This window comes from Nonomuraea sp. NPDC001699, assembly GCF_053596455.1.
Genome location: NZ_JBSFGF010000013.1, coordinates 58,855 through 79,625, shown reverse-complemented (window position 1 = coordinate 79,625; position 20,771 = coordinate 58,855). Strand labels below are relative to the sequence as shown.

At 72.4% G+C, this 20,771-nt stretch carries 20 protein-coding genes and 1 pseudogene; 13 read left to right on the top strand and 8 right to left on the bottom strand.

Features of this window, described 5'->3' with window-relative positions:
• The first annotated feature begins 133 nt into the window (after window positions 1-133).
• Genes ACWCSU_RS32965 through ACWCSU_RS32950 form a run of 4 tightly spaced genes read left to right on the top strand, consistent with a single transcriptional unit; the run spans window position 134 to window position 4,138 of the window.
• Window positions 134-1,252 carry a protein O-GlcNAcase gene (locus tag ACWCSU_RS32965; RefSeq protein ID WP_449940172.1) on the top strand — a complete coding sequence of 373 codons (1,119 nt, stop codon included), beginning with the start codon at window positions 134-136 and terminating at the stop codon, window positions 1,250-1,252.
• Window positions 1,246-2,481, top strand: coding sequence for an ABC transporter substrate-binding protein (locus ACWCSU_RS32960; protein WP_449940171.1), 1,236 nt, complete (start codon window positions 1,246-1,248; stop codon window positions 2,479-2,481). The genes ACWCSU_RS32965 and ACWCSU_RS32960 overlap by 7 nt, the downstream gene beginning before the upstream one ends.
• Window positions 2,478-3,335 carry a carbohydrate ABC transporter permease gene (locus tag ACWCSU_RS32955; protein ID WP_449940169.1) on the top strand — a complete coding sequence of 286 codons (858 nt, stop codon included), beginning with the start codon at window positions 2,478-2,480 and terminating at the stop codon, window positions 3,333-3,335. Before ACWCSU_RS32960 ends, ACWCSU_RS32955 begins: the two co-directional genes overlap by 4 nt.
• On the top strand, window positions 3,332-4,138 hold the full coding sequence (locus ACWCSU_RS32950) for a carbohydrate ABC transporter permease (RefSeq protein WP_357701715.1): 807 nt from the start codon (window positions 3,332-3,334) through the stop codon (window positions 4,136-4,138). Before ACWCSU_RS32955 ends, ACWCSU_RS32950 begins: the two co-directional genes overlap by 4 nt.
• A 46-nt stretch (window positions 4,139-4,184) precedes the next feature.
• Here ACWCSU_RS32950 and ACWCSU_RS32945 read toward each other — a convergent pair whose 3' ends face one another.
• From ACWCSU_RS32945 to ACWCSU_RS32925, 5 genes are all read right to left on the bottom strand, one after another.
• Window positions 4,185-4,493: a hypothetical protein gene (locus tag ACWCSU_RS32945; protein ID WP_357701713.1), complete on the bottom strand. Its 309-nt coding sequence runs from the start codon at window positions 4,491-4,493 to the stop codon at window positions 4,185-4,187.
• 168 nt (window positions 4,494-4,661) lie between these two features.
• On the bottom strand, window positions 4,662-5,711 hold the full coding sequence (locus ACWCSU_RS32940; protein WP_449940167.1) for a serine hydrolase domain-containing protein: 1,050 nt from the start codon (window positions 5,709-5,711) through the stop codon (window positions 4,662-4,664).
• Window positions 5,712-5,842: 131 nt separating this feature from the next.
• Window positions 5,843-6,502: a response regulator gene (locus ACWCSU_RS32935; RefSeq protein ID WP_449940166.1), complete on the bottom strand. Its 660-nt coding sequence runs from the start codon at window positions 6,500-6,502 to the stop codon at window positions 5,843-5,845.
• The gene (locus ACWCSU_RS32930) at window positions 6,499-7,653 is read right to left on the bottom strand and encodes a sensor histidine kinase (protein ID WP_449940165.1); all 1,155 of its coding nucleotides are present in this window, start codon (window positions 7,651-7,653) and stop codon (window positions 6,499-6,501) included. The genes ACWCSU_RS32935 and ACWCSU_RS32930 overlap by 4 nt, the downstream gene beginning before the upstream one ends.
• A complete protein-coding gene (locus ACWCSU_RS32925; RefSeq protein WP_357701706.1) occupies window positions 7,650-8,471 on the bottom strand; it encodes a CPBP family intramembrane glutamic endopeptidase in 822 nt (273 codons plus the stop codon). The genes ACWCSU_RS32930 and ACWCSU_RS32925 overlap by 4 nt, the downstream gene beginning before the upstream one ends.
• A 313-nt stretch (window positions 8,472-8,784) precedes the next feature.
• Here ACWCSU_RS32925 and ACWCSU_RS32920 point away from each other — a divergent pair, with 313 nt between their 5' ends.
• The gene (locus ACWCSU_RS32920) at window positions 8,785-9,702 is read left to right on the top strand and encodes an alpha/beta fold hydrolase (protein WP_449940162.1); all 918 of its coding nucleotides are present in this window, start codon (window positions 8,785-8,787) and stop codon (window positions 9,700-9,702) included.
• Between the two features lie 245 nt (window positions 9,703-9,947).
• Window positions 9,948-10,502, top strand: a complete 555-nt coding sequence (locus ACWCSU_RS32915; protein ID WP_449940160.1) for a dihydrofolate reductase family protein — start codon at window positions 9,948-9,950, stop codon at window positions 10,500-10,502.
• Here ACWCSU_RS32915 and ACWCSU_RS32910 read toward each other — a convergent pair.
• Window positions 10,487-11,506 (bottom strand): helix-turn-helix domain-containing protein, encoded by a 1,020-nt coding sequence (locus tag ACWCSU_RS32910; protein ID WP_449940159.1) that lies wholly within the window; start codon window positions 11,504-11,506, stop codon window positions 10,487-10,489. The genes ACWCSU_RS32915 and ACWCSU_RS32910 overlap by 16 nt on opposite strands.
• A 71-nt stretch (window positions 11,507-11,577) precedes the next feature.
• Here ACWCSU_RS32910 and ACWCSU_RS32905 point away from each other — a divergent pair, with 71 nt between their 5' ends.
• From ACWCSU_RS32905 to ACWCSU_RS32875, 7 genes and pseudogenes are all read left to right on the top strand, one after another.
• A complete protein-coding gene (locus ACWCSU_RS32905) occupies window positions 11,578-11,901 on the top strand; it encodes a cupin domain-containing protein (protein WP_449940157.1) in 324 nt (107 codons plus the stop codon).
• 154 nt (window positions 11,902-12,055) lie between these two features.
• Entirely contained in the window at window positions 12,056-15,094 is a 3,039-nt protein-coding gene (locus ACWCSU_RS32900) for a BTAD domain-containing putative transcriptional regulator (protein ID WP_449940156.1), read from the top strand.
• 209 nt (window positions 15,095-15,303) lie between these two features.
• Window positions 15,304-15,507, top strand: a complete 204-nt coding sequence (locus ACWCSU_RS32895; RefSeq protein WP_357701696.1) for a hypothetical protein — start codon at window positions 15,304-15,306, stop codon at window positions 15,505-15,507.
• Window positions 15,508-15,625: 118 nt separating this feature from the next.
• Window positions 15,626-15,934 (top strand): annotated as a pseudogene (locus tag ACWCSU_RS32890) (MauE/DoxX family redox-associated membrane protein); the annotation flags it as partial.
• Window positions 15,935-16,154: 220 nt separating this feature from the next.
• Window positions 16,155-16,694 (top strand): TlpA disulfide reductase family protein, encoded by a 540-nt coding sequence (locus tag ACWCSU_RS32885; protein ID WP_364092883.1) that lies wholly within the window; start codon window positions 16,155-16,157, stop codon window positions 16,692-16,694.
• Window positions 16,691-18,541 (top strand): ABC transporter ATP-binding protein, encoded by a 1,851-nt coding sequence (locus ACWCSU_RS32880; protein ID WP_449940154.1) that lies wholly within the window; start codon window positions 16,691-16,693, stop codon window positions 18,539-18,541. Before ACWCSU_RS32885 ends, ACWCSU_RS32880 begins: the two co-directional genes overlap by 4 nt.
• Before the next feature lie 16 nt (window positions 18,542-18,557).
• A complete protein-coding gene (locus tag ACWCSU_RS32875; protein ID WP_449940152.1) occupies window positions 18,558-19,193 on the top strand; it encodes a S26 family signal peptidase in 636 nt (211 codons plus the stop codon).
• Here ACWCSU_RS32875 and ACWCSU_RS32870 read toward each other — a convergent pair.
• Complete coding sequence (locus ACWCSU_RS32870) at window positions 19,120-20,109, bottom strand: hypothetical protein (RefSeq protein ID WP_449940151.1); 990 nt, start codon at window positions 20,107-20,109, stop codon at window positions 19,120-19,122. The two genes, ACWCSU_RS32875 and ACWCSU_RS32870, sit on opposite strands and share 74 nt — an antisense overlap.
• Window positions 20,109-20,753, bottom strand: coding sequence for a hemerythrin domain-containing protein (locus ACWCSU_RS32865; protein WP_357701686.1), 645 nt, complete (start codon window positions 20,751-20,753; stop codon window positions 20,109-20,111). The genes ACWCSU_RS32870 and ACWCSU_RS32865 overlap by 1 nt, the downstream gene beginning before the upstream one ends.
• Window positions 20,754-20,771: the final 18 nt, after the last annotated feature.

The window sequence follows — 20,771 nt, the reverse complement described above, 5'->3', positions numbered from 1 at the left end:
GGTGTTTCGCACGGCTATGCCCAGGCGATCGCCTCCCTAGGCAGACTTCGTGCCAGCTGCCCTGTCGTTCCGATTTTTGAGAGTTCTGGTAAAGACTCTTGCCTAGATGAAATAAAGACTCTTTACTGTCTTCATGAAGTCAGCCGGCTTTGCCGTCCGTGGAGTCATCGAAGGGTTCTACGGGCGTCCATGGAGTCACGAGCAGCGGCTCGACCTGCTCGGCTTCCTCGGCGCGCGAGGCATGAACACCTACGTGTACGCGCCGAAGGCCGACCGGCCCTCCTGGCGGGAAGCCGGCGTCCAGGGGCTCGCCGAGCTGGCCGCACGCGGCAGGCAGGCGGGGGTCGACGTCGTCCACTGTCTCTCCCCCGGCCTGTCGCTGCGCTACTCCGACGGCAAGGACGTCCAGGCCCTGTGCGTGGCGTTCGAGCAGGCCATGGAGGCCGGGGCCGCCGGGGTGGGGCTGCTGCTCGACGACATCCCCATGCGGCTGCGGCACCCCCGGGACGTCGCCGCCTTCGACGACCTCGCGCAGGCCCAGGTCGCGCTCATCGACGCCGTCTTCGCGCGCACCGGACGGCTGACGGTCTGCCCCACCGTCTACTGCGGAACCGGCGACCACCCCTACCTGCGGGCCCTGGGCCTGATCGACGCCCGGATCGACCTGTTCTGGACCGGCCGGAGCATCTGCTCCCCCACCCTCGACCTGGCCGACGCCGCCGCCGTCACCCGCACGCTGAACAGGGCCCCGCTCTACTGGAACAACTACCCGGTCAATGACGTCGCGATGAGCCACGAGCTGCACGTGGGGCCGTACCAGGGCAGGGACAGGCACCTGTACCGGTTCGCGACCGGCGTCGTGGCCAACGGCATGGAGCTCTACGAATCCTCGAAGATCGCCTTCGCCACGGTCGCCGACTACCTGCGCGACCCGGAGGGCTACGACCCGCAGGAGAGCTGGGAGCGGGCCCTGGCCGACGTCGTCGGCGACGGCCGGGACCTGGCCGCCTACCGGATCTTCGCCGACAACGTGCGCGGCTCCTGCCTGGAGCCGCACGACGCGGCCGGGCACCTGCTGCGCGGGCCGGTGCGGCGGCGCGCGCCGGTGGAGGAGGCCCGGCCCTGGCTGGAGGAGTTCGAGCGGGGCGCGCAGGCGCTGCTGGCCGCCGCTCGTCACGACTTACGACCGCACCCCCGTCGCCCCGCCCGCAAGCGGGTGTTCGGCGACTGTCTTGAGGAGTTCCCATGGTGAACAGGACGGCCGGGGCGCTCGCCCTGATGCTGCTGGTGTCGGCCTGCGGCGGCGGGCAGAGCCCGGCCACCGACAAGGTGTTACGGATCGCGATGAGCTCCCCGGGCGAGGAGCAGATCAAGGTGTGGAAGGACGTCGCGGCCCAGTACGAGAAGGCGCATCCGGGCGCCAAGGTCGAGCTCAACTTCCAGGAGGACGACCTCTACCAGACCATCGGCCTGCAGAACCTACTCAATGGCCGGCAGGCGCCCGACATCTACTTCGAGTGGGCGGGCGACCGGTTGCGCACCCGGGTCAAGGACGGCTTCGCGGCCGACATCTCCCCCCAGGTCACCACTGGCCCCCTCAAGGGCCTCATCCCGGACGAGGCATACAAGCGCACCACCATCGACGGCAAGACCGTCATGGTGCCCTTCGCGGCCGACGTGACCAACGTCCTCTGGTACAACACCAAGATCCTGGCCGACGCCGGGGTGCAGCCGCCCAAGACGTTCGAGGAACTCCTCACGGCCTGCGACACGCTCAACGCCAAGGGCGTCACCCCGATCGCCTCGGGCAACAAGGACCTGTGGGCCGCCGGCAACTGGCTGTCCCACCTGGTCTCCCGGGTCGTCGGCGAGCAGTCCTACCAGGACGTGCTGTCGGGCAAGGCCCCCATGGCCAACCCCGACTGGGAACGCGCGCTCGGCTACGTGGCCCAGCTCCGCGACCACCGGTGCGTGAACAAGAGCGCCAATGCGGCCAACGACAACGAGGGCGCGCAGCTGTTCTTCCAGGGCAAGGCCGCCATGCACCCGATCGGTTCGTGGCTGGTCAGCTGGGCCCTGGACGAGGCGCCCAAGCTGGAGTTCGACTACGTCAACCTGCCGGCGATGACCGGCGGCGCCGGTGACCAGGAGAGCGTGATCGGCGTCGTCACCGGCTACGTGATCAACGCCAGGAGCGCGAAGGTCAAGGAGTCGGCCGAGTTCCTGGCGCTGCTGAACTCCCCGGCCAACGCCGCCGCGTTCGTCAAGGCGGGCACCGTGCCCCAGGCCAGGGCGGCGGGCGCCGAGCAGGTGGACGCGCGCAGCACCCGGCTCAACGACCTGCTGGCCGACGCCAGGACCGTGGTCTCGCCGCCGGACACCGGCTACGACCTCAAGCGCGCCGACGCGCTCTACCGTGCTCTGGCCGCGGTGCTCGGCGGGGCGAAGTCTCCCAAGGAAGCGCTGGCCGTCGCGGGATGAGACGCAAGCTCACGCCGTACCTGTTCGCCGCCCCGGCGCTGCTGGTGTTCGGCTTCGCGGTGCTCGCGCCCGCGCTGGCGACCGGGGCGTTCAGCCTGACCGAGTGGACCGGTTTCGGGCCGATGACGTTCGTCGGCTTCGACAATTTCCTCAGAGCAGCCCAGGACACGATATTTATGGACTCGTTTGTTCATGTCGGTGTCTACATCCTTGTCACCATCGTTCTGGAGGTCGCGGTCGGGCTCGTCCTGGCCGGGCTGCTGGTCACCCGGCGCGGCGGGGCCCCCTGGTTCCGCGTGGCGCTGTTCACGCCGGTGATGTTGCCGATGGTGGTCGTGGCCGTGTTGTGGGCGTTCGTCTACAACGCCGACTTCGGCCTGGTCAACGCCCTCCTTGACGTCGTCGGCCTGCCGGGCAAGGTCTGGCTGGGCGACGAGGGCACCGCGCTGCCGGCCGTCTGCGCGGTCTCCGGCTGGGTGTACGCCGGGTTCTACATGGCGATCTTCTACGCGGCTTTCGCCCAGATCCCGTCGGACGTGGTCGAGGCCGCCCGCCTCGACGGCGCCGGCGAGCTGGCCATCTTCCGCCGCATCAAGGTGCCGATGATCAGGGACGCGGTCGAGGTCTGCCTGCTGCTCTGCGTCACGGGCGGTTTCCAGACGTTCGACCTGTTCTACGTCATGACGGGCGGCGGGCCGTACAACGCGACGGAGATCCCCACCACTTACCTGACCCGCGTGGTCTTCCGCGACGGCGAGGTCGGGTACGGCTCCGCCATGGCGGTGCTGATGACCGCGGCCGTCGTGCTCATCGGGCTGGTCTTCATGCGCCTGCGCAGGAGGACGGCCCGATGAGAAGGCTCTCAACCGTGCTGCTGGCCGTGGTGTCGGCGGCGTTCTTCCTGCCGTTGTTGTGGATGGTCGCCTCCAGCTTCAAGTCCAACGCGCAGATCTTCGCCGACCCGTTCGCCCTGCCCGAGGCGCTGGACTTCGGCCGCTGGGCCGAGGCGTGGGAGGTCGGCGGCATCGGCGGGTACGCGCTCAACAGCGTGATCGTGACCTCGGTGTCGGTGCTGCTGATCCTGGCGTTGTCGTCGGCGGCGGCGTTCGCGTTCAGCCGCTTCGAGTTCCGCGGGCGCGGGCTGCTCATGGGCCTGCTGGCGCTCGGGCTGCTGCTGCCGCTGCAGTCGTACTTCATCGCCCAGAGCACGATGTTCACCGAGCTGGCGCTGAGCGACACCCGGTGGGCGTTGATCATTCCGTACACGGCCATGGGATTGCCGCTGGCCACGTACCTGATCAAGGTCTACCTGGACGCGCTGCCGCGCGAGCTGTTCGAGGCCGCGCACATCGACGGCGCCTCCGACCTGCGGGTCTACCTGCTGATCGCGCTGCCGTTGCTGCGGCCCGGGCTGGCCACGGTGGCGGTGTTCTCGGCGCTGTCGTGCTGGAACGAGTTCCTGCTGGCCCTGCTCTACATCCAGGACGACTCGCTCAAGACCATCCCGACCGGTCTGCTGGCCTTCTCCAACCGGTACGTCACCGACTACGGGCTGCTGTTCTCGGCCCTGTCGATCATCACGCTGCCGATGATCGCCGTGTACGTGGTGTTCAACCGCCAGGTGGTGAGCGGGATCACGGCGGGGAGCCTCAAGTAGACGGGTACCCGTACGGCCGGGCGATGCCGGCCGTACGGGCCGCGGGTCAGGGGTTGTCGTAGCCGATCCACTGGATGAACCAGCCGAACTGCTGCGCGGCGGCCGGGGAGAGCGGTGAGGCGTCCCGCCACTGCACGTACACGCGGAACTTGGTGGCGGTGGCGTCGTAGACGGCGCTGGGGCCGACCAGGTTCCACTGGTTGCCGCCGGTGCTGCCGATGGAGGTGACGTAGACGGGACGGCCGGTGAAGTGCGCGGATGAGGTGTCGACGTCGATGTAGATGCCGTTGGGACCGTAGGGCTGCCATCCCTGTCCGGGGGTGGTCTGACCGGAGGCGATGCGGGCGGTTGGCATGAGGGGACTCCCTTCACCCAGAACTTTGTCGCTTTGAGTATTTGATCCACTACTGTTCGTGTCGAGCCATGAAGCCCTATCCCTCCGGGCGCAAATTCGAGCCGACGGGACGCCCCCGCCCCCGTCCCCGTCCCCCACGAGTCGGCCCGGCGGCGGGCGAGGCGTGGGCTACTGGCACAGGGCGGCGTCGAGGGCGGCGAACAGGTGCTTGTCGTCCTTCGGGGTGCCGGTGACGTAGACGGTGGCGGCCCGGCCCTTGCGGTCGCGGCCGCTGAGGACGCGGACTCCCGGCAGCCCGCCGTCGTGCATCCAGACCGGCCCGCAGCTCAGCGGGTACGCGTACACGCCGAGCCCGTACCGGCTGCCCTTGGGGTCGGAGGCGGGGACCGCGCCCGTGAGCATGCCGCGCAGCGTGCGCTCGGGGACGGCCTGCCAGAACCGGTTGAGGTCCTCAGGCGTGGAGACCAGGCCGCCGCCGGCGCCGAAGGCGTGGCCTGGAAGGCGGGTCATGTCCGTCTCGCCCTTTCCGGGGGAGGTGGGGTCGATGCCGTAGGTGTGGGCGTGCCGCCCGCGGAGGTCGAGCTCGCCCTGCTTGGGCCAGTACGTGCCCGGCAGCCCCTTGAGGACTCCCTCTTCGGTCACCCGGCGGAAGTCCTTGCCGGTCACCTTCTCGACGATCATGCCTGCGACCAGGTAGTTGGTGTTGGAGTAGGACCACTGACCGCCCGGCCTGCCGGTGAGGGGGCGGGTGAGGGCGAGCGCGAGGTGATCGGCGGGGGTGGCGGGCTTGGTCCAGTCGACCAGGTCGAAGTACTCGGGCAGGCCACTGGTGTGCTGGAGCAACTGGCGGACGGTGACACGGGCGCCGCGCAGCGAGCCGGGCAGGTAGTGCTCGACCTGTTCGTCCAGGTTCACCTTGCCGTCGGCGACCAAGCGCATCACCGTCACGGCGATCACCGGCTTGGTCACACTGGCCGCGCGGAAACGCCCGTCGCCGCCGACCATCGGCCTGCCGGTGCCGCGCTCGGCGGTGCCGGAGGTCCAGGTGGTCGTGCGGCCGTCGCGTTCGCGCACGGAGACCACGGCTCCGGCCAGGCCGTCCTGCCGGGTCAGCCGGTCGATCTCCCGCTGCGCGCTCCGGTCGGAGGCGGCCATGGCGGGCGAGGCCGCGCCGACCAGAACGGCTGCGGCGGCTGCGGCGGCAAAGTACTTACGCATCGGGGACATCTCCTCAGTGGGTGGCGATGTCCCCATCCTTGGGCGTTCCGCTTCCAAGATCAGTCACGTGGACCGGTTTGTTGCGGTAGGGCCTGCCCTACCCCGTGGCTTGGGGTCCTGCGCGTCGCCCCTCAGGTCACCAGGCCCCTGCGGTAGGCGTAGACCACCGCCTGGACGCGGTCGCGCAGGTCGAGCTTGGTCAGGATGCGCGACACGTACGTCTTGACGGTCTCCTGGCTGATCACCAGCGTGGCGGCGATCTCGCTGTTGGATCGGCCGTCGGCGATGAGCCGCAGCACCTCCAGCTCGCGCGGGGTCAGCACGGTCTCCTCGGACGCGGCCGGGGCGGGGCGGATGCGGGCCGCGTACCGGCCGACGAGCTGCCGCGTCACCTCGGGGGCCAGCAGCGCCGCGCCCGAGGCGACGGTGCGGATGCCCTGCAGCAGCTGCGCCGGCGGGGCGTCCTTGAGCAGGAAGCCGCTGGCCCCCGCGCGCAGCGCCTCGTAGACGTACTCGTCGAGGTTGAACGTCGTCACCACGAGCACCTTGACCGGGTTCTCGACCCCCGCGCCGGCCAGCAGGCGGGTGGCCTCGATGCCGCCGAGCACCGGCATGCGCACGTCCATGACGACGATGTCGGGGCTCAGCCGGCGGGCGAGGTCCACCGCGGCGCGGCCGTCGGCGCACTCCCCCACCACCTCCAGGTCCGGCTGCGCGTCGATGATCGTCGCGAAGCCGGTGCGGATCAGCGCCTGGTCGTCGCAGACCAGCACCCGGACGGGCGCGCTCACGACGGGCCGCCCGCGGGGATGCGGGCCCGTACCACGAAGCCGCCGCCCGCCTGCCGGTCGGCGCCGAACTCGCCGCCCAGGGCCTCCACCCGCTCGCGGAGCCCGGCCAGGCCCCGCCCGCTCCCCCCGGGGGAGGCGGCCCCGGAGCCGGGGCCGTCGGTGCCGACCACCACGCTGATCTCCTTCTCGCCGTAGCGCACCTGAACCACGGTCGGGCTGCCGTGGGCATATTTGAGGGCGTTCGTCAGGGCTTCCTGCACGACCCTATAGGTGACGAACTCGGCGCTGCCCGCCGATTCCGCCCGGCTGCCCGCCTCGGCGAACTCCACCGGCTGCCCGGCCCGGCGGGTCTGCTCCACGAGGGTGTGGAGCTCGGCGGCGGACGGCAGGCCGACGTCGGTGTCATGGTCGGCCTTGAGCAGGTCGAGCATGTGCCGCAGGTCGGCGATGGCCCGCCGGCCGGTGTCGGTGACGGCGCTCAGCGTCGCGTCGAGACGCTCGGGGACGGCGGTCAGGTACCGGGCGGCCTCGGCCTGCACCACCATCGCCGTCACGTGATGCGTCACGACGTCGTGCAGCTCGCGGGCGATCCGGGTGCGTTCGGCGGCGCGGGTGGCCTCGGCGAGGTGGCGGCGGCGTTCCGCCTCGGCGGCGCGGGTGGAACGCAGCCACGCGCCGATGCCCCAGGCGAGGACCAGGGCCAGGTAGAACACCACGTACCCCTCCACCCGCTCGGTCGCGCCGAGCCGGTCGAGGGCGAGCGCGAGCGGCACGTACACCACCGACAGCAGGACCACGGTGACGCGCCGGTGGCGCTCCAGATGGGCGCCCGCGCTGATGAGCGCGATGGGCAGCACGTTGCTCGCGAACAGGTGGTAGGCGCGGAGCTGGTCGAGGACGAAGCCGAGCGACACCAGGGCCAGGCACACGGCCGGCCACCGCCGGCGGACGGCGAGCGGAAGGCACTCCAGGGCGATCACCGCGTACGCCAACGCGTCGAACGGGCGGGCCGGCAGGTCGCCGACCTGCGTCCCCTTGCCGTGGAGCGCCGGCAGGAGGGACGCGACGGCCAGCAGCAGCCCGAACAGCAGGTCCCGGACCACGACGTCGCACCGCCGCCACAGGTCCGTGGCACGCCGCAGATCGATCACCGGGCGAGCGTAGCGCTCGTGCCGCGCCGGAACGGGACCACGGTGCCACGGCGGCGGGCCAGCCACATGAACCCGGCCATCAGCAGCAGACCGGCCACGACCGCGTACGGGCTCGCCTCCGGACCGAACGCGCCGCCCGTGAGCAGGGCCGGGCCCGACGTCACACCGTGCAGCAACCCCTGCGTCGCGCCGTTGCCCGAGACCTCGGCGCTGAAGATGCCGGCCGCCGCGAAGTTCCAGCCGAAGTGCACGCCGATCGGCACCCACAGGGTACGGGTGGCGGCGTAGGCGGCGGCGAGCATGCCGCCCGCCTCGATCGCGACGGCGATCGCGCCCCACAGGTCGGCGTGCGGGTTGAACACGTGCGACAGGCCGAACAGCAGGCCGGTCAGCACGAGCGCGAGCCACGTCCCCATGCGTTCCTCGGCGATCCGGAACAGGATGCCGCGGAACAGCAGCTCCTCCGAGACCGCGGCGGCGGCCATGAAGCCGAACAGCCCGGCCGCGCCCGCCGGCGAGCCCAGGCCGTCGACGCGGTAGCCGCCGACGAGAGCGAGGTTCAGGATGACGGCCGCGAACAGCGCGACGCCGAGCAGCGTCCCCCGTGCGAGGGCGCGGGCCGCGCCGCGCGTCGCCACCTCCGCCGGCGCGCGCCGCTCGGACCACCGCACCACGCGGGCGTACACGAACAGCGCCAGGGCGGCCGTCCCCAGGCCGAGGAGCAGGGTGAGCGGCGGGCTCCCCTGTACCGCGCCCACGACCGCGCCGCCGGCGAAGGCGACCACCGCGACGGGCACGAGCTGTTTCAACAACCGCATGACGACTCCCTCACCTGACGGACGGCTCCACGGCGGAGGCCGCCGCGATGCCGGAAACGCTAGAGACGCGGCGGCCTGGAATCGTCCCCGTGCGGTGGACACTCTCGGGTAGCTCGTACGGGGGACGGCGGCCCTTCCCGCGGGCCGTGCTTGTCCCCCGTGCGAGCTACCGGTGAATGTCCACCGTGCGGTGAAGATCCAGACACCGCCCGGTCCGTAGCGTTGCGGGCGCAGCCACGGCGTTCCGGTCGCGTTCTTCCGCTCGCGCCCGCCGTGCGCATCACCCCGGCGTCGACGCTCACTGGAGGACCTCGTGCTCGGCAAGATCAAGACACCCGTTGTGGCCGTGCTGTGCTGCGTGGGGCTCGGGGCGGGGGTCGCCGGTTGCGACGGCGACGCGATGGACAACTGGGACCCCTTCGCCCCCTCCTCACCGACCTCCGGGGCCGCTGCGATCTCCGGCACCGAGAAGATCACCGTGGCGGGCCGGTCGGTGAACGTGTCCTGTTCGGGCGAGCCGGCGAAGGACAGGCCGGTCGTCGTCCTGCTGCACGGCGGAGGCGACGGGCTGGACAAGATGGCCGCCCTGCAGAAGGCGCTGAGCGCGAAGAACCGGGTCTGCTCCTACGACCGGCTCGGCGCGGGCGCGAGCGACCAGCCGGACGGCCCGCAGGACTTCGCCGGCACCGGCCGGATCCTGACCGGGGTGCTCGACCGCGTCGCCGGTGACCATCCGGTCGTCCTGGCCGGTCACTCGCTGGGTGGCCTGATCGCCGCCAGGTACGCCCCCGACCACCAGGACCGGGTCAAGGGGCTGGTCCTGTTGGACGCCACCCCGCCCACCATGACGAACGACATCGAGAAGGCGATCCCCCAGACCGCCGAGGGCCCGGCGGGCGAGCTGCGCGCGCAGAACCTGGCGATCTTCCAGGGGCGGAACCCGGAGAAGCTCGTCGTCGCCGACGGCGAGGTCCGCTCCGCCGGCGACATCCCCGTCGAGGTCGTCCGGCACGGCAAGCCGTACCTGGAGGCCCTGCCCGAGTACGGGCCGCGCCTGGAGCGGGCGTGGGCCGCGGGCCAGCGCAAGTGGCTCGCCCTGTCCAGCCGCGGCAGGCTCAGCACGGCCGCGGACAGCGGGCACTACATCTACGTCGACCAGCCCGACGTCGCCGCCCGGGCCATCGACCGCGTCACCGCGGAGGCCGCCCGTCAGGCGACGCAGGGCGGATGACCTGCGCGACGCTCACGGCCCCCTCAGGTTCTGATACAAGTCTGGATCATGACCGCAGTGTTCGTCAGGTTCGCGCCCGAGGATGTCGATGACCTGGTCGCGTTCCTCGGTCCCCTGGCAGGACGAGCCCGGCGCCTGACGGTTCCCGCCGGACAGGGCGGCATCCCAGGCACCCGGCCGCGATGAGTTTCGGCGCCCCGCCGGGTCCTCACCCCGGACGACCCCTACGACCAAGGAGGAGTTTCATGGGCCAGGTCTTCTACTGGATGAACACCTCGATCGACGGCTACATCGCCGATTCCGACGGCGACATGGCCTTCATGGACCCGCCCGAGGACTTCCGCCAGGAGGCGAACGACCATGTCCGCCGGACCGGCGCGTTCCTGTTCGGGCGGCGGCTGTACGAGGCGATGGAACAGCCCTGGACGCAGGACCTCGGCGGCGACGGCGCCCCGGCCGTCGAGCGGGAGTTCGCCGAGCTCTACAGGAAGACGCCGCGGTACGTCTTCTCCGACACCCTCCAGACCGTGCGCGACGGGGTCACGATCGTCCGGCGCGAGGACGCCGCGTCCGTGGTGACGCGCCTGAAGCGGGAGATCGACGGCCCCCTCCAGCTCGGCGGCCCCGAGCTGGCCGTCTCCCTGCTGGACCTGGTCGACGAGTTCTGGATGTACGCGTTCCCGGTGATGGTCGGGGGCGGCAGGCCGTACCTGCCCGTACGGGAGAACCTGCGGCTGCGCCTGGTCGAGCACCGTGCCCTGGCCTCGGGAGTCACGTTCCGGCGCTACGTGCGCCCCTGACGGGCGGCCGGTTCCGGCGGTGGCGTGCCGCCCGGCCGCGACGACGGGCCCTCCTCATGGCCGCCGAAGGAGCGCCGGTAGGCGGCGGGCGTCGTGTGCACCAGGGAGTGGAAGCGTCTGCGGAGGTTGGCGGCCGAGGACAGGCCGACCTTGGCCGCGATCGCCTCCACCGGGAGGTCGGTCTCCTCCAGCAGGGCGCGCGCCGCCGTGACGCGCTGCTGGAGCAGCCATCGTCCGGGGCTGACACCGAGCTGTTCGGCGAACCTGCGGGCGAGGGTCCGCGGGGAGACCTTGGCCCGGGCGGCCAGGTCGTCGAGGGTGAGGGGCGCGTGCAGCCGTTCGCCGGCCCAGTCGAGGACCGGCGCCAGGGACTCCGGCAGGCGGTCGGCAGGGGGCACGGTGCTGTACTGCAGCTGGCCGCCCTCGCGGTGCGGCGGCATGACCATGTGGCGGGCGACGTGCGCGGCGTAGGCGGCGCCGTGGTCGGCTCGGGCCAGGTGCAGGCACAGGTCGATGCCCGCGGCGGTGCCGGCGCTGGTCGCGAGGTCGCCCAGGTCGATGTACAGCGTGTCGGGTTCCACCCGGACGTCGGGGAAACGGGCCGCGAGCTCGGCGGCGAGCCGCCAGTGAGTGGTCGCCCTGCGGTGATCCAGCAGCCCGGTCTCGGCGAGCAGGAAGGCGCCCGAGCAGATCGCGACGAGGCGGGCGCCTCGCCGGTGGGCCCGCCGGAGCGCGTCGATCACCGCGGGCGGAGCCGGGTGGTCGCGCCGGTGCCAGCCGGGGATCACCACCGTGTCGGCGGCCTCCAGCGCCGACAGGCCCTCGCCGACCGCCATGTCGTATCCGGCCAGGGTCGGCACGACCCCCGGACGTTCGGCGCACACCTGGAACGCGTACCGGGGCGGCAGGCCGGGACGGCGCACGCCGAAGACCTCGGCGGCGCACGCCAGCTCGAACGTGGACTGCGGCGGCAGGACCAGCGCGACCACTCGCTGAACACTCATGGCAAGAAAATACCCGCAGACGTCAATCCAGACACTGGGCGGGGTGCCGCGTCCGCCGGGACGATGGCGTCATGACGCAAGAGACGAGTGACGTACAGATCCTGCATGTCGACGAGGTCGACCCCGTCGAGGTCGTTCCCGGGATCATCCGGCGGCGCCTGCCCGCCACCGAGTGGGCCCGCGGCTGGATGTACGACTTCGCCCCGGGGACCGAATGGCCCGAGGTGGACGTGCACGAGGGCGAGGAACGCTATTACGTGATCTCGGGCGAGTTCGTCGACCGGGGGCGGCGGCTCGGACCGGGCAGCTACGTCGTGTTCGCGCCGGGCAGCACGCATCGCCCGCGTACGGAGACCGGCGCCCGCATGCTGGGCATCAGCATCCTCACCCGGTAACCGTCATTGAAAGTGAGACGTGCGCGCGTTTCCCTCCGTACGCGAAAAGACAGAATAATCCTTGCGCCTCATGACGGGACGGGTAAAGCTCTTCGGGGCGAGCCGCCGCCGGATCGCTCTGGAACTCATTATCCTTCGGTGAGGGCAACGAGTAATGGAGAACCTGAGTGCCGAACTGCGTCTGCGACGTGAACAGGCCGGCCTGACCCAGCAGGAACTCGCCGCCCGGTCCGGGGTGAGCGTCGCCGTGATCCGCGACGTCGAGCAGGGCCGCACGCGCCGTCCGCGCGCCGAGACCCTGCGTCGCCTGTCGGACGTCCTTCCGCTGGTCACGTCCGGATCGGGCGATCCCCTCGGCGGTCCGGCGGCGTCGTCGGCGGTCTGGCTGCGCATACTGGGCCCGCTCGAAGTGCGGACGCACGGATCGTCGGCCGCGTTGGGCGGTGAGCGGCAGAGAGGCATTCTCGGACTGCTCGCGTTGTCCGCGAACCAGGTCGTGCCGATGGAATCCATCGCCGACGCATTATGGGGTGACGCGGCCGGCGACGGTCATGTACGAGCGGTGCACGGCCATGTCAGCAAGCTTCGCCGCACATTGCATCACGGGGCCCGGGACAAGAAACTCATCATTTGCCGTCAGCACGGTTATCAGCTGTCCGTGACGGACGGCGAGGTGGACGTCCTGGCGTTCCGGCGGCTGGTTCGCCAGGCGCGGGAACATCGCGACAGGGCCGAGCTCGACGCGGCCGCGGTGTCGTTCGGGCAGGCGATGGACCTGTGGCGGGACAGCCCGCTGCTGGACGTCCCGGCGCTGCACAACCATCCGAGGGTGTCCGCCTTGAGCGCCGAGCGGGTGACGGCCGCGCTGGAGTTCGCCGAGGTGGCCGACTCTCTCGGCCGGCACGAGCTCGCCCTGTCGCCGCTGCGTGCGATCACGCAGGTGGAACGGCTGCACGAACGGGCGCACGCGCGGCTGATGATCGCGCTGGCCGGCTGCGGCGAGCAGGCCGCCGCGCTGGAGGTGTTCAGCGGGATCAGCCGGCGACTGGTCGACGACCTGGGGGTGTCCCCGGGCCCGGAACTCGTGGACGCGCAGCTCCACGTGCTCCGGCAGGGAGCAGGCGACGCCGTGGAGCTCCGGACGGCGGAGCCGGGCACCGGCACGCCCGCCGCTCCTCGCGAGCTGCCCCCCGTGGTGCCGGGTTTCGTCGGGCGGTCGGGGCTGATCGACGCGCTCGTGCGCGACGTGGTCGGCAGGCGTCCGCAGCCGATCCTGATCTCCGGCTGTGGTGGCATCGGCAAGTCGGCGCTGGCGGTCAAGGTCGCCTGGCAGGCCGCCCGCCATTTTCCCGACGGGCAGTTCTACCTCAACCTGCACGGCTCGACGCCGGACCTCGAACCGCTGGAACCCCTGCGCTCCCTCGGCCGCCTGCTGCGGTCGCTCGGCGTGGACCGGGCCGCCGTCCCCACGGACGTGGACGAGGCCGCCGCCCAGTTCCGGTCCCGCACCGCCGGTCGCCGCATGCTGTTCGTCTTCGACAACGTGCTGGACGTCCGGCAGGTACGCGCGCTCCTCCCGGCGAGCCCGACCTGCGGCGTCATCGTGACCAGCCGCAGGACGCTCGCCGCGCTGGAGGGCCGCGTCCCGTACGAGCTGGAGGTGCTGCCCGAGGAGGACTGCCGCGCCCTGCTGACCCGCCACGCCACCGATCCCTCCACCGGGCCGGACGACATCGAGGCCCAGAACGCCGTCGCCCGGCAGTGCGCCTACCTGCCGCTGGCGCTCTCGATCGCGGCCGCCCGGCTGTCGGTGCGGCCCGCGTGGACCTGGCGGACGCTGGCCGAGAGGCTGGCCGAGGAGGGGCGGCGGCTCACGGAGCTGGAGCTGGAGGACCGCGCGGTCAGGGCCAGTCTCATGGTCGGCTACCGGGATCTCGACCCGGCGCAGGCCCGCATGTTCCGGTGCATGAGCCTGCTCGGCGTCACCGAGCTCGGCGTGGACACCGCCGCCGCCCTCGCCGGCCTCCCGGTCCCGACCGCCGAGGACCTGCTCGACCAGCTCACCGAGGCGCATCTGGTGCAGACCGCCGCCCCCGGACGTTATTGCGTGCACGACCTGACCCGGCTCTTCGCCCGGGAGCTCGCCGCGGAGCACGACCCGCCGGAGGAGCGACGGCATGCCGTCCTGCGCGCGCTGCGCAGCCGGCTGGCCGTCGCCAGGGACGCGAGCAGGCAGGTGATCCCCGTCGCCGTGTGGCGTACGAGGCTGGGGCCGGAGACGCCCGGCGCGGGGCCGGGCTTCCGCGACCGCCACGAGGTGTACGCGTGGGTCGACGCGGAGGCCGCCCAGCTTCCGGCGGTGCTCGGCAGCGCGGCGGCGCTGGACGCCGACGACCTGGTCACCGCCCTGTCGGCGGCGCTGTTCTTCCCGCTGTACGAACGAGGGCGGTGGCGGGAGCTGTGGGAGGTCAGCGAGATGGGCGCCGCCGCGGCCGACCGCCTGGGCGACCCCCATCACCGGGCGGTCACCCACGGCGACCTCGGTTACGTGCTGGCCGACCTCGGCCGGTTGGACGAGGCGCTGGTCCACCTGCAGGTGTCACTCTCACAACACCGGCTGACCGGCAACCGCCGGGGAGCGGCCGCCCAGCTCGACCGTCTGGGGGTGGTCCACAGCAGGCTGGGCCGGTTCGCGGAGGCCATCGGCCACTTCCGCCTCTCGGTCGACCTGGAGAGCGGCCAGGGCAACCGGTACGGCGAGGCGATCACGCTCACCAACCTCGGGGTCACCTACCTGCGCAGCGGCGACCCGGAGGCGGCCGTCACGGCCTTCGGCGACGCCCTGTCCGGCACCCGCGAGATCGAGGACCTGGTGGGTACGGCCATCGCGCTCGGCTACATCGCCGAGGCCCACCGGCGCATGGGCCGCCACCAGGAGTCGGAGCGCTATTTCCGGATGGCGCTGGACGCCGACCGCGCGGCCGACGACCTCGGCAGCTGCACGGAGGCCCGCCACTGGTGGGGGCTGGGCCTGGTCCACCGTGCGCTCGGGGCGGAGGACCGTGCCCGGGAGTGCCGGCGCAACGCCGTGACGATCCTGCACGACCTCCGCCTCATCAGCGCCGGCGAACGGTCCCGCATCGAGACCGGCGACGACCCCGGCACGCCGGACGTCATCCTCAGGAACCTGTGAGCGCGACGGCCGTACTCCTTCCCGTACCGGGGGCCGCATTCTGCCGCTGGGCCACCGTCGTCCCAGGTCAGCACGTCTGCCGGGTGCGGGAATCCGGGTACGGCGACCGCCACAAAATCGCAAGATCCGCCGTTCAGGATGGGGTGATCCATCGAGGAACGGCGAGTCCGGGCCTCGCTGACGACCAGTTGGTGAAGGAGAGCGGAACCATGATCGCGACGATCACGAGAATCAGCGACCGCCTGCTGGAGCGGGTCGTGCCCAAGGCCGAGGCGTCGGCGACCGCGGCCGGCTGCACCTGGCGGTACATGTGCTGCACCATGGGCGGCCAGGTCGTCTACGGCAAGAGGCTGTACGACCTCGTCCACGGCACGAACTGCTCCGCGTGCACGGTCATCTCCAGCTACTGCTAGCCGTTGAGCGCTTGTCCGCCCGGCCGGGCGGACAAGCGCGTTTTGATCTCCGTATCGAGGAAATCTGGTGGAGTTTGTCGCTTTTGGCGGCCAGTGTCTGATCGGTGTCGTCTTCGCGATGTCGGCACTGAGCAAGGTCCGCGGCCGCACGGCCTTCGCCGAGTTCGTCCGGGCGACCGGCGCCCTTCTCACCGCCCTGCTGGGGCGCGGCACGGGACCGCGGACCGCCCGCCGGGCCGCGGTCGTGGTCGTCGTGGCCGAGTCGGCCGTCCCGGTGCTGATCGCCGCACAGGTCCTTCATCCGCTCGCGTCCGTCGCGGGGTCGGCCGCCGCAGCCGTCCTGCTCGGCCTGTTCAGCGCGGCGATCGTCCGTGCCCTGCGTCGCGGCGTGCGCACGTCCTGCCGGTGCTTCGGGACGTCCCAGGCCCCCTTGGGACGACGCCATCTGGCCCGCAACCTCGGCCTCCTGGCGGTGGCCCTGACCTGCGGAGCCGCCCACCCGCAGGCATGGTCGCAACCGGCCGGCACGGCGGTCGCGGGCGGCGCGGGAGTGGTGCTGGCCGTGCTCGTCAGCCGGCTGGACGACCTGGTCGAACTGTTCGTGTCCCCGGCGGCGAACGCCGGACCGGTGCCGAAAGGAGAACGTCATGTCGATGCTCGTCACCGGGATGATCCTGGTGGGGGCGCTGTGCCTCTTCGACCTGGTGCTGACGCTGGGAGTGGTCAGACGGCTGCGGGAGCACACCGACCAGCTCCAGAGCCTCCTGTCCCACGGTGACCGTTCGCCGGGGAGGGTCCGCGGGAGCGTCGGCGACTTCCTTGCCACCACCGTCGACGGCGAGCCGGTCTCCCGCGACCTGCTGACGGGCGAGACCCTGGTCGCCTTCTTCAGCCCCGGCTGCACGACGTGCCGGGAGACGCTGCCGGAGTTCGTCGAGTTCGCCCGCGGCCTGCCGGGCGGGCGGCGGCAGGTCCTCGCCGTCCTCGCCGGTGACCGGGAGGACAGCGACGAGATGGTCCGCACGCTCACGCCGGTGGCCCGCGTGGCCGTCGAGGAGTTCGACGGCGAGCTCAGCCGGGCCTTCGCGGTCGACGGGTTCCCCGCGCACTACGTCGTCGACAGCACCGGCGCGCTGCTCGCCACCGCGCCCGACGTCGCCCTGCTGCGGGCCACGAGGGCTGCGTGAGCCGGGAGCCCCGGACATCCCCCGGCGCGTTCGCGGCCACCGCGACGCGTGCCGTGGCGCTGACGTTCCGGTCGACGCCCCTGCACGGCCTGGCGTACCTGGTGTGCACGGCGGCGGTCGCGGTGGTCCCGATCGCGGTGGCCTGGCTGACGAAGACCGTCCTGGACCGGTTGACGTCCGCGCCGGGCTCGCCGTCCGGGCTGGTGGGGCCCGCGGTCGGGCTGGCGGCGGCGGGGGTCGCGCTCGGGGTCGTGCCGCGCGTCGCCCAGTACCTGCGGGCCGAGATGGAGCGCAGGGCCGCCCTCCGGGCGCACGACGAGCTGTTCGCGGCGGTCGAACGGGTGGTGGGGGTGGCCAGGTTCGAGGATCCGCACTTCCAGGACCGGCTCCGGCTGGCCCAGCAGAGCGCGTCCGCACCGGCCAGGACCGCCGACGCGGTGTTCGAGGTGGTACGCGGGGCGCTCACCCTGGGCGGGTTCCTCGGCTCGCTGACCGTGATCAGCGCGGAGTTCACCGTCGTCGTGCTGGCCGCCGCCGTCCCCACGGTGGTCCTGGAGCTGCAGCTGTCCCGGCGGCGCGCCGCGATGATGTGGCGGATCGGCCCGATGGAACGGCGGCAGATGTTGTACGGCGACCTGCTGGCCAGCGCGGCGGCGGCCAAGGAGATCCGGCTGTTCGGCCTCGGCGCCTATCTCCGCGGCCGGCTGGTCGCCGAGCGGCGCGCCGCCGACGACGCCCGGCGGCGTACGGACCGGCGGGAGGTCGTCGTCCAGGGGGCGCTGGCGGCGCTGTCGGCGGTCATCGCCGGTGGCGGCCTGGTGTGGGTCGTCGTCGCGGCCGGGCGGGGGCAGGTCACGGTGGGTGACGTGTCGATGTTCGTGGCCGTCGTCGCCGGACTGCAGGGGGCGCTCGGCGGGCTGATCACGTCGATGGCCGGGGCGCACCACCAGGTGCTCCTGTTCGGCCACTACGTCGCGGTCGTCGACGCCGGGCCGGACCTGCCCGCCCCGGACGATCCGGCGCCGCTGCCCGCGCTCCGCCACGGCATCGAACTGCGCGACGTCTGGTTCCGCTACAGCGACGACCATCCGTGGGCGCTGCGCGGCGTCACCCTCTTCCTCCCCCATGGCGCCTCGACGGCACTGGTCGGCCACAACGGCGCGGGCAAGAGCACGCTGGTCAAGCTGCTGTGCCGGTTCTACGACCCCACCCGGGGGGCGATCCTCTGGGACGGGGTGGACCTGCGCGACGTGCCCGTGGAGGAGTTGCGCCGCCGCGTCGGCGCGGTGCTCCAGGACTTCATGACCTACGACTTCAGCGCGGCCGACAACATCGCCATGGGCGACCTGACGGCGCTCGGCGACCTGGAACGCATCCGCGGCGCGGCCGTCCGGGCCGGGATCGACGGCACCCTGTCCCGCCTGCCCCAGGGCTACGGGACGCTGCTGACCCGGCTGTTCTTCGCCGACGACGAGGCCGACGACCCCGGGAACGGGGTGATGCTGTCCGGCGGCCAGTGGCAGCGGGTGGCGCTCGCGCGGGCCTTCCTCCGCGAGGACCGGGACCTGATGATCCTCGACGAGCCGAACGCGGGCCTGGACCCCGAGGCCGAGCACGAGGTGCACGAGCGGCTGCGGAGGATGCGCGACGGCCGCAGCAGCCTGCTCATCTCCCACCGCCTCAGCACGATCCGGGACGCCGACCTCATCGTCGTCCTGTCCGGCGGGCTGGTCGTCGAGCAGGGGCGGCACGCCGACCTGCTCTCCGCCCGGGGCACGTACGCCCGGCTGTTCACCGTTCAGGCGGCCGGTTACGCCGAGGAGCCGGTGGAGCCGGTGACGCGATGAGTGGAGGGGAACGCCGTTGAGACCCGCCTTCGCCCTGCTGACGGCGGTGGGGTGTGTGCTCGGGGCGTCGGCCGCGATCGCCGTCCGGCTGCGCCGTCGCTACCTCGTCATCACGGTGGCGGGCGTGAGCATGGAACCGTCCTACCGCGACGGCGACCGGGTGCTGGTCCGGCGGGCGTCCCTGGACGCGGTCCGGCGCGGCCAGGTGGTGCTGCTCGCCGGCAGCCTCACGGAGATGTGGCCGGAGATGGCGGCCGAGGCCGCGCTCACCACCGACCCCCGCGCGCCGTCGGGCCGACCCGTGAACGGCCGGGAGCCGTCCGGCAGGCCCGTCGCGGCGCGGGAGCCCGTGGACGAGCCGTTCCGGGTGGTCAAGCGCGTGACCGCCGTGCCCGGCGACCCGGTCCCCCCTGAGGTCGCCTCCTTGCCGGACGCTCCCGGCCGGGTCGTGCCCGACGGATGCCTGGTCGTGCTCGGCGACAACGCCGCCGCCTCACGCGACTCGCGGCACTTCGGCTACGTACCGGCGGACTGGCTGCTCGGCGTGGTGGTCCGGCGCATCGCCCCGGCGCCCGGCGTCAGGCACGAGGACGGCGGACGCGCGGCACGGGCTGACCGCGCCGGGCCGCCTCGGCCGCCAGCCGCTTCCTGAGCAGCCTCCCCTGACCGAGGAACGAGCGGCCGCGCTCGCGGCGGTCGCCCGGCAGGCTCCAGTCGTTCAGCGCCCGCTCGACCCGCACGCTCAGCCGGTCGCCCGCTCCGGCCGCGCTGCCGACCAGCACCACGTTCTCCTGCCACTCCATGGCCGGGCCGTGCCGGTGGAAGGTCAGGCACACCGGCCCGTCGGCCGCCTGGACGCCTGCGGGCAGCCGCAGGTCGAAGCCGTCCCCGGTCCGTACGGCCGATCGGGTGCGCACGGCCAGCGGCAGGCCGTCGGCGACCATGGTGACGACGGGCCCGCCCAGGCGGGCGGCACGGTCGGCGAAGGGCCGCCAGTCCACCGGCGGCGCGGACCGGCTCGGCAGCCGGGGGCCCGTGGGGGCGGGGTCGGAGGCGGGCGCCACGACCCGCGCCGAGCTCGTCCAGACGTCGGGCGTCCTGGACAGGTCGCCGTCGGGCCACCGGACGATCCGCTCGGGGGTCACCTCCACCCAGACGCGGGCGAAGTACCATCCCAGCCGCTTCACCACGAACCACGGCATCCCGGCGAACCCGGCGCCGGTCTTGGCCATCGACTCGCGGACGTACCGGTCGGTGCCGGCCTGCAGGTCCGCGTCGCGGACGGTCGCCCGGCCCTGCACGAGGACGACGGGCGCCCGGTCCGGCCCACCGTCCCCGGAGCAGAGCAGCGCGACGCGCGGGTCGCGGCGGGCGCGCTCGGCCTTGTCCGGGTAGGTGAGCCCGGTGCTCACGTCGAACGTGCCGCCCGCGCCGACGTACGGCGTGACGGGCCAGGTGACGGGCCGGCCGTCGCGGGTGAGCGAGGCGTACTCGCAGACCAGGGCGCGGTCGAAGATCTCGGCCACCTCGTACGCGGTCGGTGCGGATGTCGGTACGGACGCGGTCATCACGGCTCCAGGATCGTGATCGCGGGGACGGGGGCGGCGTACAGGCGGGCGAAGCGCCGCCGGTAGGCCGGCCACCAGAACAGTCGGAACATCAGCCGGGCCACCACCGGCAGGTCGGCGTACGACGCCGCGAGCAGGCCGGCGTCCGCGCTGGAGGCGAGCCAGCCGAGGATGACGGGGACCCGGCGGCGGCCGAAGTCGTCCATCGCCCGGCGTCTGTCGGCCTCGACGTCGGCGGGGGTGAGGTGGCCGAGCATGAGCGGCACGGCGGTCCGCTCCTCGTGGTCGAGGTGCTCGTTGACGAGCTCGTGCAGCCGCCGCAGCGTGGGCGCGCGCTCGGCCAGGGGCGTCCGGCGGTCGGCGGCGGCCTCGATGAGCGGGTCGAGCAGGGAGTGCTCGGACTCCAGCTCGGCCAGCGCGTGCGCCGCCTCCGGGGCGCGGCCGGCGAGCTTGGGCCACAGGGTGGCGTCCTCGTGCGAGTGGTGGGCGTGCAGCATGTCGAGCACGAGCGCGAGCTGCTCCTCCAGCAGCTCCTCGTGCGCGTCGTCACGCGGGTCGCCGCACGCCTCGGCCAGGCGGCCGAACTCGGCGCGGAAACCGGCGTGCATCATCAGGAAGCCGGTCAGGTGTTGTGGTGTGATCATCAGTCTGTTCCCTCACGT

Excerpts from the sequence above, each read along its gene's own strand:
- ACWCSU_RS32965 (WP_449940172.1), top strand. The coding sequence starts at position 134 with ATGAAGTCAGCCGGCTTTGCCGTCCGTGGAGTCATCGAAGGGTTCTAC.
- ACWCSU_RS32960 (WP_449940171.1), top strand. The coding sequence starts at position 1,246 with ATGGTGAACAGGACGGCCGGGGCGCTCGCCCTGATGCTGCTGGTGTCG.
- ACWCSU_RS32955 (WP_449940169.1), top strand. The coding sequence starts at position 2,478 with ATGAGACGCAAGCTCACGCCGTACCTGTTCGCCGCCCCGGCGCTGCTG.
- ACWCSU_RS32950 (WP_357701715.1), top strand. The coding sequence starts at position 3,332 with ATGAGAAGGCTCTCAACCGTGCTGCTGGCCGTGGTGTCGGCGGCGTTC.
- ACWCSU_RS32945 (WP_357701713.1), bottom strand. The coding sequence starts at position 4,493 with ATGCCAACCGCCCGCATCGCCTCCGGTCAGACCACCCCCGGACAGGGA.
- ACWCSU_RS32940 (WP_449940167.1), bottom strand. The coding sequence starts at position 5,711 with ATGCGTAAGTACTTTGCCGCCGCAGCCGCCGCAGCCGTTCTGGTCGGC.
- ACWCSU_RS32925 (WP_357701706.1), bottom strand. The coding sequence starts at position 8,471 with ATGCGGTTGTTGAAACAGCTCGTGCCCGTCGCGGTGGTCGCCTTCGCC.
- ACWCSU_RS32915 (WP_449940160.1), top strand. The coding sequence starts at position 9,948 with ATGGGCCAGGTCTTCTACTGGATGAACACCTCGATCGACGGCTACATC.
- ACWCSU_RS32910 (WP_449940159.1), bottom strand. The coding sequence starts at position 11,506 with ATGAGTGTTCAGCGAGTGGTCGCGCTGGTCCTGCCGCCGCAGTCCACG.
- ACWCSU_RS32905 (WP_449940157.1), top strand. The coding sequence starts at position 11,578 with ATGACGCAAGAGACGAGTGACGTACAGATCCTGCATGTCGACGAGGTC.
- ACWCSU_RS32900 (WP_449940156.1), top strand. The coding sequence starts at position 12,056 with ATGGAGAACCTGAGTGCCGAACTGCGTCTGCGACGTGAACAGGCCGGC.
- ACWCSU_RS32895 (WP_357701696.1), top strand. The coding sequence starts at position 15,304 with ATGATCGCGACGATCACGAGAATCAGCGACCGCCTGCTGGAGCGGGTC.
- ACWCSU_RS32885 (WP_364092883.1), top strand. The coding sequence starts at position 16,155 with ATGTCGATGCTCGTCACCGGGATGATCCTGGTGGGGGCGCTGTGCCTC.
- ACWCSU_RS32870 (WP_449940151.1), bottom strand. The coding sequence starts at position 20,109 with ATGACCGCGTCCGTACCGACATCCGCACCGACCGCGTACGAGGTGGCC.
- ACWCSU_RS32865 (WP_357701686.1), bottom strand. The coding sequence starts at position 20,753 with ATGATCACACCACAACACCTGACCGGCTTCCTGATGATGCACGCCGGT.